This is a genomic window from Dyadobacter sp. 32 (assembly GCF_902506755.1).
In the GTDB taxonomy this organism is placed as follows: Bacteria; Bacteroidota; Bacteroidia; order Cytophagales; family Spirosomataceae; genus Dyadobacter.
In genome coordinates, this window is the sequence record NZ_LR735258.1 from 4434031 (window position 1) to 4447452 (window position 13422).

Sequence of the window (13422 nt, forward strand, 5' to 3'; positions counted from 1 at the left end):
AATCCAGTAGCTTCCTACAAATCTATCGCCTCACCATAAGCTGCCTCCACAGCACCTTTCAATGCCTCTGACATAGTAGGGTGTGGATGAACGGAACGCATAATTTCATGAGCCGTTGTTTCGAGTTTACGGGCAACAACCACCTCTGCAATCATTTCAGTCACGTTTGCTCCGATCATGTGTGCACCAAGGAACTCACCGTATTTCGAATCAAAAATCACTTTTACGAAACCGTCGGTAACTCCGGCACCAACCGCTTTACCAGACGCTTTGAATGGGAATTTGCCTACTTTGATATCGTAACCCGCTTCACGCGCTTTCTTTTCTGTGAAACCAACAGAGGCGATTTCTGGCTGGCAATAGGTACATCCGGGAATGTTGCCGTAGTCCAAAGCTTCTGTTTTATGACCTGCGATTTTTTCAGCACATATAATGGCTTCCGCTGTGGCCACGTGTGCCAAAGCCTGCCCAGGTGTACAGTCACCAATTGCGTAAAATCCGGGAACGCTTGTTTCGTACCACTCGTTTACGGAGATTTTACCTTTATCGGTTTTAATGCCCGTTTCTTCCAAACCGATGTTTTCGATGTTGGCAACGATGCCCGCAGCCGATAACACTACATCTACTTCGAAGGTTTTCTCTCCGTCCGGCGTTTTTACCAAAACTTTACATCCATTTCCGCTTGTATCCACAGTCTGTACGGAGGAATTTACAAGTGTTTCGATACCAAGCTTCTTATATTGTTTCGCTATTTCTTTGGAAATATCTTCGTCTTCAACCGGAACCAAATTGGGCAGGAATTCGACAACGGTAACTTTCGTTCCCATGGACGCGTATACATACGCAAACTCCATACCGATTGCACCCGAACCAACTACCAGCATAGACGCTGGCTGTTTTTCAAGGCTCATCGCTTTGCGATATTCAATGACTTTGGTTCCGTCTATTTTAATGTTGGGCAACTCGCGCGCACGTGCACCAGTAGCGATGATTACACCTTTACCCGCAGTGTAGTCCGCTTTTTTACCATCTTTATCGGTAACCTCGATTGTTTTGTTACCTTTCATTACAGCAGTACCCATGATGACGTCGATCTTATTCTTTTTCATCAGAAATGAAACGCCCTTGCTCATTGTATCAGCCACACCTCGGCTACGTTTGATCACCGCACCAAAATCTGCTGAGTAATCTCCTGCATTGATACCATAATCTTTGGCATGCTTGATGTATTCAAAAACCTGGGCACTTTTCAGAAGTGCTTTGGTCGGGATGCAACCCCAGTTAAGGCAAATTCCACCTAAACTCTCCTTTTCAACAATTGCTACTTTAAGACCTAATTGTGAGGCACGGATTGCTGCGGGATAACCACCGGGACCGCTTCCAACAACGATCACGTCATATGTTTGAGCCATTTTCTGGTATTTTTATTTGTAAGAAATGGGTTGACAAAAAATTTCCCCAAAGTTAAGACGATTTGCGGGAATGCCTACACCGACAAGAGAAGGTATTTACATGAACCTGAAGGTAATCATCATTTGTTGTACCTTTGTCGTATTGAAAGCTGTTAGGACAATGCAAATGTCTGTCAGCCTGAGCGGAGCGGCCGACGCTGCGGTCGAAGGCCGCCGATTCACTTCGACTCCGCTCAGTGTGACAAATACATGGAATTCAGAACTGCTTATACTTGTGAAGAAAAAATTAGTATGAGTAATACCAGCGTATTTTGAGAAACTCAGCCGGATATTTTATTGAGATTTTTTAACTAAAAATTCAAAACTTCAAATGACAGCAGAGCAATTGAAAGACTTGAAGGCCCGTGTAGAGGCTTTGGGGAGGTATCTTTGACTACGGTAACCGTAAAAAACAGCTAGAAGACCTTGAACAGCAGACCGTTCAACCCGAATTCTGGGGTGATTCCACCCGTGCAGAAAAAACGATGCGGGAAATCCGCGGACTGAAATTCTGGACAAACGGATATGAAGAGCTTGCCCGCTTACGCGACGACCTGGACACCATCTGGGAATTTTATGAAGCTAGTGAAGCCACAGAAGAAGAAGTGGACGAAGAAGGCAAAAAGCTTTCCGACAAGTTGGATGAAATAGAATTCCGGAAAATGATGGGCGAGGAAGGTGACGAACTTCCTGCCGTCATCGAGATCAATTCCGGCGCCGGTGGTACCGAATCGCAGGACTGGGCATCCATGCTGATGCGCATGTACATCATGTGGGCCGAAAAAAACGGATACAAAGTTCGTGAGGTCGACTTGCAGGATGGAGATGTGGCCGGTGTAAAATCGGTAACATTGGAAATAGATGGCGAATATGCTTACGGGAATTTGAAATCGGAAAACGGCGTACATCGCCTGGTTCGGATTTCACCATTTGATTCCAACGCAAGACGGCATACATCGTTCACCTCGGTTTATGTATATCCACTGGCTGACGACAACATAGAAATTGACGTCAACCTGGCCGACATTACCTGGGATACCTATCGCTCCGGTGGTGCAGGTGGACAGAATGTAAACAAAGTGGAAACTGCAGTGCGTTTGCATCACAAACCTTCGGGAATTATCATCGCCTGTCAGCAGGAACGCTCGCAGCTGATGAACAAGGAGGTGGCAATTCGCCTTTTGAAATCACGTTTATACCAGATTGAGTTGGAAAAACGGAATTCGGCAAGAGCAGAAGTGGAAGCTTCCAAACGTAAAATCGAATGGGGATCCCAGATCCGCAGTTATGTTCTGGACGATCGTCGTGTGAAAGATCACCGTACCGATCACCAGACTTCCAATACAGAAGCCGTGCTGAATGGTGAGATCAATGATTTTATCAAGGCTTATTTGATGGAATCGTAGCGAGAAGTAAAAACCTCTTGGCATGTTCTTCGTTAAAGAGTTTGCTTAGAGGTTTTTTCTTATATTTATTTAAAAATCAAGAATACCATGACCGGAATTCGATATATAACTAATGAGAAAGGTCAGAAAACAGATCTTATTATTAATCTCAAAGAACACGGGCAGATTGTGGAAGACTTACTTGACGCTTTATTAATTGAAGAACGAAAATCAGAAGATTCCATTCCTTTTGATGAATTTGTAAGCCAATTGATAACGGAAGGTAAAATAGATGAAAGAAATTTATAGACTGTTCATCTTAAATTCTGCACAAAAGGAAATTCGTAAACTTCCCAAAACGGAAGCCGAAAGAATAATCCGTATCATAAAATTACTGCCCTCTGATCCACGCCCTACAGGTTGCAAAAAATTAGTATCGACAAAAAGTTCTTACCGAATTAGAATAGGCAATTACAGGGTTTTGTATCTGGTAGACGACATCATTCGTATCGTTGAAGTTTCAGCTGTTAAGCACCGTAGGGAGGCTTATGAATGAATTACCTCCTACATTCCTCCACCACCACAAACTCGGCCACGGCCCAAACATTCTCCTTGCCTTCCACGGCGTTGGCCAAGATGGATTGAACTGCTTCCAGCCTTTTACTGAAAACTTATCAGACTACTATACCATCTACGCTTTCGATCTGTTCTTTCATGGAAAAAGCCTCAAAGGCTCGCCGGCTGATTTTTCAGGACATGAATTAATCACGAAAGCAATCTGGACACAGATAATTCAGGAATTTCTGGTCAAGGAAAATATCTCCCGGTTTGATGTGGCTGGTTTTAGCATGGGGGGAAGGTTTACGCTGGCTACCCTGGAAGCTTTTCACGAAAGGATCAATCATGCATTTCTGATTGCGCCTGATGGTGTTTCGGAGCATCCGCTGTATACCCTGGCCTCCCGCTTCGCCCCAACCCGAAAGCTGTTTGGCTGGCTGATGCGGCATCCGTATATTTTGTTCAAATCAGCAGGTGCATTGCAGAAAGCAGGTCTCGTACACAGTAGTTTATACAGGTTTACGAAACATGTGCTCAACACACCGGAAAAGAGATGGTCTATTTATAGCTCCTGGGTTGCATTCCGTAAACTTCACTTTCATATCCCTTCTCTCTATAAAACAATTGAGGGAGGGAATATAAAACTCTATTTATTCATCGGTAAATACGATAAGCTGCTTCCGCCTTCGGCTGTCACCGAGCTGTCGGCCCTGCTGCCTCCTGACCGTTATTTCATACTTCAAAGTGGACACGCATTGCTGGTAGAAAAGTCTGCAGCCCTGTTGCGCAGCATCCTGAAAAATTAAATTCCCGTTTGTTCGATCCTGAAAGGGGCGGAGCTCAGTTCAGAGCCTTTCGCTTTTTGAGCCTGTACAAACAATTCTCAGACTTCGGGTCTCGGACTTCGCGCAAAAAGCCCTATTTTTCATCATCTTAACAACAACCCTTCACTTCATGCCGGATAAGCAGCAAAAAAATGATACAAACTGGCGGCTAAAAGCCATCATTGGAGGTTCGGCAGGTAACCTGGTCGAATGGTACGACTGGTATGCATACTCGGCATTTTCTCTCTACTTCGCCAATAGTTTTTTCCCCGACTCAAACCCAACGGTGCAGCTAATCAATACCGCTGGGATTTTCGCTGTTGGCTTTCTGATGCGCCCGATCGGCGGATACATTTTTGGGAAACTGGCAGATACCAGAGGAAGAAAAGAAGCCATGACCCTTTCCGTGTTGCTGATGTCGTTTGGATCGTTGCTCATTGCCTTTTTGCCCGGCTACAACAGCATCGGAATCACCGCTCCGATCCTGTTACTGATCGCCCGCTTATTGCAGGGATTGAGTGTGGGTGGTGAGTATGGAACATCCGCCACCTACCTCAGCGAGGTAGCCACCAAGGAAAGACGCGGTTTTTATTCAAGTTTTCAATATGTGACATTGATTGGCGGGCAATTGATTGCACTGGGATTGCAACTAATCCTGCAACGTATTTTCCTCACCGACAAACAAATGCACGAATGGGGCTGGCGTATTCCTTTTGTTATCGGGGCAGTACTTTCGCTGGTTGCCTTGTACCTGAGAAGTAATCTTCATGAAACGGAAGCATTTCAAAACAAAGATACCAAAGCAAAAAAAGAAGGTTCTTTAAAAGAACTTTTGAAACACCCCAAAGCACTTACTACCGTGGTAGGGCTTACCATGGGCGGCACACTGGCTTTTTATACGTACACCACCTATATGCAGAAGTTTCTGGTCAACACGGTAGGGCTTACTAAAGATCAGTCGACAACCCTAACTTTTTGTTCCTTACTTCTGTTCGCATTGCTTCAGCCTGTTTTCGGAATACTGAGCGATAAAATTGGCCGTCGTCCCCTGCTGATCGGTTTCGGTGTGCTGGGCACGATATGCACCGTCCCGCTACTTACCACGCTCAGCACGGTCACCACCATGGCCGGGGCGTTCGGACTGCTCATTGCATCATTACTGATCGTAAGCGGCTACACGTCGATCAATGCGGTTGTGAAAGCCGAATTATTCCCAGTGGAAGTCCGTGCATTGGGTGTGGGACTACCGTACTCCATTACTGTAGCCATTTTTGGTGGCACCGCCGAATACCTTGCCCTGTGGTCCAAAAACCTGGGTCACGAAAGCTACTACTACTGGTACGTAACGATCTGCATATTCATTTCATTGATCGTTTACATCAGAATGAAGGATACAAAACATACCTCATTAATTGAAAATGACTGACCTGCCACCCGAATGACAATTCCTGAACGGAGATGACTTTCTTCATGTGTGGGGAATAAAAAGGGTCGGATGGATCTGTTAGGAAAAATGTATAGTCTCCACTTCTGAGAAAAGATAAATTATCTCTTGACAAAATCCCTTTAAATCCATAACTTTCTGGAAACCAAAACATTTCAGAAGTTATGAACATGATGGACCGAATCGAACATTGGGGCGATACGCATCATCCAGCCTGGCTGGATGTGGTACGTATTGGTTTGGGAGTACTCCTATTTGTAAAGGGTATCAGTTTTATCAGTGATACCACAAAGCTATCAGAGTTAGTCCGTGAACTGGATATCCAGCTGTGGACCGTTGCTGCAGTACATTACGTCGCTTTTGCTCATATTTTTGGCGGGTTTCTCATTGCACTTGGCTGCCTCACCAGAATTTCAGCAATCATGCAGATACCCATCCTGGTCATTGCCGTTTTTTTCGTCAACCTCCGGCTAGGATTTTCATACCTCAATTCCGAATTCTGGTTATCCATGATCTCGCTACTGCTTGTTGTCACTTTTGCCGTAATCGGGTCGGGAAAATTTTCAATGGACGAGTGGATGAAGAATCACGACAATTAAGCCATTTCCGGTACTGATTTATACAGATATTTTCTCTTGTATTCCAATGGTGTCATATCCGTCACTTTTTTGAAATGGCGATAAAAATTGGAAACATTATTGAACCCGCATTCAAAGCATATCACTTCGGTGGCCAGCCTGTCTTCAATTAAAAAACGGCAGGCATGGCTAATCCGGATCTCGACCAAAAAATCATTATAGGTCTTTTTCGTCATCAATTTAAAATACCGGCAGAATGACGTAATACCCAGGTTAGCTATCGCCGCCACATCCTGCAGGTTAATATCATTACGGTAATTAGCCATAGTAAACTCGTAGACCTTGTTCAATCGCAGGGTTTCGGAATCGTTGGATTTGTAAAATGCGTGTGCTGACGCAATAGTCTCTTTTTCAGGCGTTTCAGCCAATATTTTCAAAATGGAAAGCAGCGCTATCAAGCGATCCAGATTCTGAGCATTCACGGCTGAATGCATAAGCCTTATTACTTTTTCTTTTGCCTCCCCGTTGATCACCAGGCCCTTTTTTGCCCTTTCAAATAAGCGGGGAATCAGGTAGGCCTCGGGTAAATGGAGTAGATCTGTACCCAGACAAGTAGGTAAAAAGTGAATAATAATTACTTCCACGTTGGAATTGGACTCAGCCCCTTCTTCAACCCGCCATGTGTGTGGGAGATTCTCGCCTAACAAAATTAATTCTCCATCCGAAAAGTTACTGATATTATCGCCTATAAACCTAACACCCTTTCCTTTTAGAAGATAATGCAGTTCAAGCTCCGGGTGGTAATGCCATACCGTTCCAAATCCAGAATTTTTGTCGTGCCGTATACTAAACGAGGTCTGCGACTGTACCGGAACCTTGTGAAAATGGGGTTTCATATAAATGCATTTGGATGGTTGAGCTCAACCATCAATTTAACACGAATGCCACGTAAAGCGTATTTTGTCCTGGAACGATGTCCGAGTGACCGGTAATTTACCCGATATGACACTAGAAGCCAAACATGTTTTCTATCTATCTTTGTGTTAACGATTTTTAACAATTGGTGCTTATACAAACCTCGTGAAATCTCCGTATTACAGTTTGATCTTCCTAAATTGTGGAATCCGGTGAAACGTCAGGAAATTGGCATCATGGTTGTTGTGGGCTCCCCCTTGGCCGTCCTCAAAGGCGGTCCGGGACAAGAAAATGATATCTTTTCCCTCAAACACCCAGTCAACATATTGAAATCCATGGTTGATAACATCCGGATGTTGCAGCAAAACTTTTCGCAAATCCCAGGTTTTCAGATCCTTTGAGCAAAAGAGCGCCTGCGTATTCCGGATACTTGCCGGATTTTTCCCCTGCCGGACGGCCTTGATTTCGTCGGGTATGTAGTTGGTCAGGGTCCAGTATAATTTTGATTTGGGATCATAGCGAATACTGAATTTTTTGCTCCCGCCCGGAAATTTTACGAACCCGTCGGAAACGTTGAAACTTGCCGTCTTACCATCCGCACTGATTTTTACAAAGGCCGCTTTTTCCTCCAATGTACTCTTATCATCGACCCGCAAAATATCCAGAATTTGTCCCGCAGGATCTACAACGGCGTTCCCCTCAATCCAGGCACCGAAATTCCCGTTTAACATGGTTGAATCAAATCGGAGCACATTGGAGCTTGTCCAGTTGGAAGCTTTCATCAAATCCGCTTCGAGCGGTATGGACATCATGAAGGCACCGTAACGTTTGCCCCACTTTTTTACAGTACCCATCGCATCCTCCATGGCTCTCCAAAGCCGTCCGTTGTGCTCTATCAAAGGCATGGGCGCACAGTGGTATTCTCCTGCCAGTAACAACCCGTGTTCCCCGTCCGTTGGCTCGGTCCAGGTTGCACCTTTGTCGGTAGACGTACGGATAATGGTATTGCCATGATGCTTGCTCGTACCCATAAAAAACAGCTTCCCGCGGTGTACAAACAGCTTGGACCAGAATTGACCGTTAATCTCTGAAATCTGCTTCCAGGTACGGCCTTTGTCCGAAGAACTGAAAATCCGGGATACCGGGCGTTCGAATTCGTTGGATTTGGGCCCGAAAAGATCGTGGGAGGCCAGATAATCGCCGTTAGGCAAAACACACAAACTCGGCGAGCCGATATACAGACCCGATGATGCCGGGCTGTGTGTAACAATGATACCCGGAACCTGAGCCAGCGTGCCCGGAGACACTACAAAAGCCATTGAAAACATCAAGAAGGTAAGGACAATATTTTTCATAAGGTTTTTTGTGAATTGTATTTAAAAGAAACAAATCATAGCTGCTTACCCGGATACCCGAAAGCTTTATTTCAAAATGCGAACCGCTCTATTGCACCTGCCGGAGGCGTGACGAGTTAAATTGTTTTATTGCGACGTATCAATTCAACTGCGCAGCCATCATTTAACAATTTATCCATTTTTCAATAAATACTACTTCCTTTCGGTGAAGTAAAACCCCCATCCTCTTTTCAGCTGGTCCACTTTTACCAGAATAGGATTTTCTCCTTTTTTCATCGGCACCGTGATCATATCCTGATTTGGTTCTGCTTTTCTGGAAAGCTGACGGTCTAATACCAGCTTGCCATTGACCCATACCCTTACACCATCGTTACTTCCCACGCCAAACTGCATCGACCTTGCTTCCGGTAATGTGATTGTCCGGTACGCATAGGCTAGTACATTTTCATTGGGTGTAAAAATCTTGTAAAAATCCACATAGCCCGATGAAGCATCGGTTTTCTTTTGCCACTTTATTTTTGATCCACCTGTACCCGTGTACTCAATGGCCGAATCAAACCTTTTTTCAGGATCCAGCGCTTTTGCCGGTCCCTTGCCATCGACGTTGTCAAATGGGCCAAGCACCCACCAGTCTGAGTAAAACTTGTCTGCGCGCTTCACCTTTTCCATAAATTTACCCAGATTTCCGTAAGTCTCCTCCATATCACCGATCGCACTGATCCTATGCCTGTCTATAATCTTGTTGAACTGCTGAAATACTTCGGGCATTTTCTCTTCACTTAGATAGGCCGTCCCCCCTACGGAATAGAAATACAACCTGGTATACAAAACAGGCAGGTAAGCGAGCTCTACGCGTTTACTTAAAGCAGTGTCTCCTTCTGAGGCCGTTAAAGCAAGGCTAAACAGACTGTCGGCGGTTTGAATACTTTTTACACCCAAATAATTTACTTCATTGGGCTGCGACCAGATACTGAAATGGACCGAGTCGGTCTTAACCTGATCATGCATGTGTTGGATATAGCGGCTGATATACGGTGCCGCTTTACCATACACATTGGTTACAAACTCATCCACCAGCGCCTGCGGATCCTCTTGAGCATTCCATAGCAGCTGGGCAATTACCCATGCGCGGAGTTCCGAAAACTCGCCGCCGCCATCCACGGGAACGTTGTTGCCTTGAGCAAAAACACCCTCCACGCCTCGGTCGGCGTACCATTTAATGTCGTTTTTAAAACTTTCGAAATTTGGATACGGCATCAAATAATGTGCGAAGTCGGTATAATAATCCCATATCGATATCCGCTTTGCAATTTTCTTCCACGCTTCAAAACGATCTCGAAATGGTTTGTGATTCAGGCAACCGTCCATGGCATGTGCCGAGCAATAATTGTAGTGACAGAGACGAATCGTTACATTATCCGCAGGCCTGATCGTTTTGGGAGGTACCTCCGTATACGCATACGCGAAGGTCTGTATTTTAATTTCCGGGTGCACTTTGCCGACGGTGTCGGCGATCTGGTTCACAAATGTGAGCAGCGAACCCGAGGGGCTTCCTTCCCGGTCGTCTATTGCCTTACAGTGCACACATTCACAATTACCTTCCCCATCGCTCTGATCTACCGAAAAAACATTGGCCTCCGGATGTTCCTTGATCCAGTTGAAGACCTGAGTGGTGGCGATTTTAAGTACGTCTGGATTGGTAAGACAAAGCTGAATATGCTTGCCGGGCAATTGCTTGCCTTTTACTTCTGCGAAATACTCGGGGTGTGTTGCAAAATATTTCTCAGACGGCACCAGTTGCATGGCTGTGTGTGCAAATGGGTAGGTGATATAGCTTCCGCCCAAGGAGTCGGGTACTGGTTTAATGCTAGGATTGAGGCGGTTGTGCATGGCCCATCCGGGGTCGTAGGCTTCCTTGTACCAGGCTTCGCGGTAAACAAAAGTTGGTTTCTGGCGATCTTCTATTTTGGAAAGTGTAATGGTTTTCTGTACGGGTGTTTTGACGACCTCGCGTGTATACCAGCGACAATTAAGGTAATCCGACAAATAGCCGATCACGCCATACAATGTACCTCGTGCTCCCCCTCCGGCTATCAGCAATTGTTGGCCATCCGAACGGATGATGTATTCCTCATTGACAAAGTCCTCGGGTTTCAGTCCGTTAAGCAGCTTTTCAGGGGCACCTGTAAACCCAATATAGATCAATTTGGCTTCCGATCCAGCTTCATGGATGATCTCCATTTTATAGCCGCTTACTTTTTCCAGGTACTTCTGAAGCTCTGCGGCTGCAGTATGCTCCGGTTTTGAGGCGCCTTTTGAAATAAATATTTTGTAATCACTTTTATTGTCAGAGATCAGTTTGCTGCCGGATGAGCAGCCGAGCAAAAAAGCTGTTATGATGGTTAGGAACAGGTATTTCATTTTTTAAATTGTTGGATTGGAAGCCTGGGGCAGTATTGCTCAGGGGTTGTCAGGTTTAGTCAAGAATTGTCACGGGTTGTCATTTGTAGTTATGAGCGTGTCACGACCCTTGACCATTTCCTGACATTTTTCTCTCTTAAGTCATTTATTGTCAGGAACTCCCATTTGCCTTCGGGTCTTGTCACGACCCTTGACTACTTTTGACCATTTCCTGACATTTTCCCTTTTTAAGTCATCGATTCCCCACTATTGCCTTTCCGTAAAGTAAAAGCCCCACTTATTGCCAGTCTGGTCTACTTTAACCAGTATGGTATTTACACCTTTTTTCATCGGAACACTGATCTGGTCTTCATTGGGCGTGGCAGGCCGCGATACCAGGCGGTCCAGCACCATTTTGTTATTGATCCAAACCCTGACGCCATCGTTGCTTCCTACACCAAATTTTACAGTTTTCGCGTCCGGAAGGGTAATGGTACGGTATGCGTAAGAAACCACATTTTTTTTCGGGTTGAATAACCTAGCAAAATCAACGTAACCTGATTCCATGTTGCCATATTGTCTCCACTCCACCGTCCCTCCTTTTCCTGAATAGGTTGCCTTGGGGTTAAATTGCTGTTCAGGAGGATATACAGTAGAAAATCCTTTTCTATCATCATTTTCAAATGGCCCGATCACCCACCAGTTTGTGAGGTACTTATCTTTTGATTTGACCGATTTGATGAAATTATCGAGGCTGGCCGGTGGCAGTGCCACTACGCCAAGACTTGTAATGTGCTTCTTTTTAATAATCTTTTCAAACGTGGCCAAAGATGTAGGTACCTGATCGGGCCGGAGATAAGCCGACCCTCCTATGGAATAAAAGTAAAGCTGGGTGTACAACACGGGCAGGTAGGCTATTTCAACGCGATTGAAAAGAGCCGTATCGCTCCTGGCAGCGCTTTTAGCCAGAGCAAAAAGACTGTCAGCGGTGCGGATCGTTTTTGAACCCAGATAATTAACATCCTCCGGATCTTCCCAGATACTGAAGTATACACTATCCGGCTTCACCTGATCGTGTAACAGCTTGATGTACTGACTGATGTAAGGTGCCGCATGTCCAAAGACGTTGTCAACAAACTCGTCTATCAGTTTCTGTCCATCCCGTTCCGGATTCCAGAGTAGCTGAGAAAATACCCACGCCCGAAGCTCTGAAAACTCACCTCCGCCATCGTCATCCACATTATTCCCTTCGGGAAAAAGCCCGATGGCATGCCGGTCTGCATAGAATTTGGGATCATGCTTGACAGTCTCGAAATTGGGAAAAGGCAGTAAGTATCGCTCAAAATTGGTATAATAATCCCATATCGTGATCCGCTTGGCTATTTTGCTCCACTGATCAAGTCGCTCTATGTAACGTTTGTGGTCATCGCAGTCTCCCAGCTTGTGCGCTGAGCAATAATCGTAATGACACAAACGGATGGTGACATTGTCTGCTGGCTTCAAGGTTTTGGGAGGAATTTCGGTATACGCATAGGCCAGCGTCTGCAAGGTAACCTCCGGATATACCTTCGCAACCGAGTCGGCTATCTGGTTTACAAAGTGGATCAGGGTTCCTGAATGGCTTCCTTCCCGGTCATCCAGTTGTTTACAGTTTTTACAGGTACAATATCCTTCTCCGTCATTCTGGTCTACTGTGTAAACGCTGGCCTCCGGATGCGTTTTTATCCATTCAAAAACCGTTGCCGTAGCAATTTTTACTACTTCGGGGTTGGTCAGACACAGCTGTCCACCCATGTTGGTTTCTTTTATTAAACGCTTCCCGTCCACTTCGGAAAAATATTCCGGATGTGTTTTTCCATACTTTTGAGGTGATACCAAGGCGTAAAAAGTGTGCACAAAAGGATATGAGATATTGCCCGATCCCAGCGAATCGGGTATCATGTTGCTGTTAATACGATTATGTACCGACCATTCAACGTTGTAGGCTTCCCGGTAGGATATCTGCCGGGCTTCCATGACCGGCTTCTGGCGATCATCCTTTTCCGGCAAATTGATACTGCTCTGTTTTGGAATTTTGACGACTTCCCGGGTATACCACCGGCAGCCAAGGTGATCTGATAAATAACCCATCACGCCATACAGCGTTCCTCTCGTTCCTCCTCCGGCGATCAGCATATCCGTTTTGTTGGCACGGATGATGTATTCTTCCTTTCCAAACTCAGCAACATTAAGCCCTTTTAAAAGCAACTCAGGAGCACCTTTGAAACCTACATAAATCAGCTTGTCATCCGGCTTTGCCTCATGAACAATGGCAATCGAAGCACCAGTGACCTCCCGAAGGAATTTCTGTAATTCTTCCGCTGCGTACTGCTCCGGCTTCAAAGCGCTTTTTGAAATAAAGATTTTGTAGTCACTCTTACCATCGGAAACCAATTTGCTGCCGGATGAGCATCCGAGTAAAAAAGCTGTTAGGATGGTTAGGAACAGGTATTTCATTTTTTAAATTGTTGGA

General features: G+C 45.3%; 11 protein-coding genes. 6 read left to right on the top strand and 5 right to left on the bottom strand.

The annotated features are described in order from the left end of the window. Positions 1-14 precede the first annotated feature (14 nt). Positions 15-1412, bottom strand: a complete 1398-nt coding sequence (gene lpdA, locus DYADSP32_RS18010) for a dihydrolipoyl dehydrogenase (RefSeq protein ID WP_149241448.1) — start codon at positions 1410-1412, stop codon at positions 15-17. 370 nt (positions 1413-1782) lie between these two features. Here lpdA and prfB point away from each other — a divergent pair. The 6 genes from prfB (at position 1783) to DYADSP32_RS18040 (ending at position 6261) form a co-directional block, all read left to right on the top strand. Beyond that, positions 1783-2857 (top strand): peptide chain release factor 2 gene (gene prfB / locus DYADSP32_RS18015; RefSeq protein WP_149241447.1). Its coding sequence is split into 2 segments (ribosomal slippage): positions 1783-1842 and positions 1844-2857, totalling 1074 coding nucleotides; the frame shifts between segments, so codons are not numbered across the junction. 87 nt (positions 2858-2944) lie between these two features. Further along, a complete protein-coding gene (locus DYADSP32_RS18020) occupies positions 2945-3145 on the top strand; it encodes a hypothetical protein (RefSeq protein WP_149241446.1) in 201 nt (66 codons plus the stop codon). Further along, positions 3129-3392, top strand: a complete 264-nt coding sequence (locus DYADSP32_RS18025; RefSeq protein WP_149241445.1) for a type II toxin-antitoxin system RelE family toxin — start codon at positions 3129-3131, stop codon at positions 3390-3392. The genes DYADSP32_RS18020 and DYADSP32_RS18025 overlap by 17 nt, the downstream gene beginning before the upstream one ends. Next, positions 3385-4200, top strand: a complete 816-nt coding sequence (locus DYADSP32_RS18030) for an alpha/beta fold hydrolase (RefSeq protein WP_149241444.1) — start codon at positions 3385-3387, stop codon at positions 4198-4200. Before DYADSP32_RS18025 ends, DYADSP32_RS18030 begins: the two co-directional genes overlap by 8 nt. A 148-nt stretch (positions 4201-4348) precedes the next feature. Beyond that, positions 4349-5644 carry an MFS transporter gene (locus DYADSP32_RS18035; protein ID WP_149241443.1) on the top strand — a complete coding sequence of 432 codons (1296 nt, stop codon included), beginning with the start codon at positions 4349-4351 and terminating at the stop codon, positions 5642-5644. Between the two features lie 182 nt (positions 5645-5826). Beyond that, complete coding sequence (locus DYADSP32_RS18040) at positions 5827-6261, top strand: DoxX family protein (protein WP_149241442.1); 435 nt, start codon at positions 5827-5829, stop codon at positions 6259-6261. Here DYADSP32_RS18040 and DYADSP32_RS18045 read toward each other — a convergent pair. The 4 genes from DYADSP32_RS18045 to DYADSP32_RS18060 all read right to left on the bottom strand — a co-directional run bounded on the left by DYADSP32_RS18045 (position 6258) and on the right by DYADSP32_RS18060 (position 13406). Then, entirely contained in the window at positions 6258-7136 is an 879-nt protein-coding gene (locus DYADSP32_RS18045; protein ID WP_149241441.1) for an AraC family transcriptional regulator, read from the bottom strand. The two genes, DYADSP32_RS18040 and DYADSP32_RS18045, sit on opposite strands and share 4 nt — an antisense overlap. 198 nt (positions 7137-7334) lie before the next feature. Continuing rightward, positions 7335-8510 carry a sialidase family protein gene (locus tag DYADSP32_RS18050; RefSeq protein WP_414617884.1) on the bottom strand — a complete coding sequence of 392 codons (1176 nt, stop codon included), beginning with the start codon at positions 8508-8510 and terminating at the stop codon, positions 7335-7337. A gap of 192 nt (positions 8511-8702) precedes the next feature. Continuing rightward, complete coding sequence (locus tag DYADSP32_RS18055) at positions 8703-10931, bottom strand: DUF4838 domain-containing protein (RefSeq protein ID WP_149241440.1); 2229 nt, start codon at positions 10929-10931, stop codon at positions 8703-8705. 246 nt (positions 10932-11177) lie between these two features. Then, positions 11178-13406 carry a DUF4838 domain-containing protein gene (locus DYADSP32_RS18060; RefSeq protein WP_149241439.1) on the bottom strand — a complete coding sequence of 743 codons (2229 nt, stop codon included), beginning with the start codon at positions 13404-13406 and terminating at the stop codon, positions 11178-11180. Between the last annotated feature and the right edge of the window lie 16 nt (positions 13407-13422).

Coding starts and splice junctions, on each gene's coding strand:
- DYADSP32_RS18055 (WP_149241440.1), bottom strand. CDS start 10,931: ATGAAATACCTGTTCCTAACCATCATAACAGCTTTTTTGCTCGGCTGC.
- lpdA (WP_149241448.1), bottom strand. CDS start 1,412: ATGGCTCAAACATATGACGTGATCGTTGTTGGAAGCGGTCCCGGTGGT.
- DYADSP32_RS18050 (WP_414617884.1), bottom strand. CDS start 8,510: ATGAAAAATATTGTCCTTACCTTCTTGATGTTTTCAATGGCTTTTGTA.
- DYADSP32_RS18060 (WP_149241439.1), bottom strand. CDS start 13,406: ATGAAATACCTGTTCCTAACCATCCTAACAGCTTTTTTACTCGGATGC.
- DYADSP32_RS18040 (WP_149241442.1), top strand. CDS start 5,827: ATGAACATGATGGACCGAATCGAACATTGGGGCGATACGCATCATCCA.
- DYADSP32_RS18030 (WP_149241444.1), top strand. CDS start 3,385: ATGAATGAATTACCTCCTACATTCCTCCACCACCACAAACTCGGCCAC.
- DYADSP32_RS18020 (WP_149241446.1), top strand. CDS start 2,945: ATGACCGGAATTCGATATATAACTAATGAGAAAGGTCAGAAAACAGAT.
- DYADSP32_RS18045 (WP_149241441.1), bottom strand. CDS start 7,136: ATGAAACCCCATTTTCACAAGGTTCCGGTACAGTCGCAGACCTCGTTT.
- DYADSP32_RS18025 (WP_149241445.1), top strand. CDS start 3,129: ATGAAAGAAATTTATAGACTGTTCATCTTAAATTCTGCACAAAAGGAA.
- DYADSP32_RS18035 (WP_149241443.1), top strand. CDS start 4,349: ATGCCGGATAAGCAGCAAAAAAATGATACAAACTGGCGGCTAAAAGCC.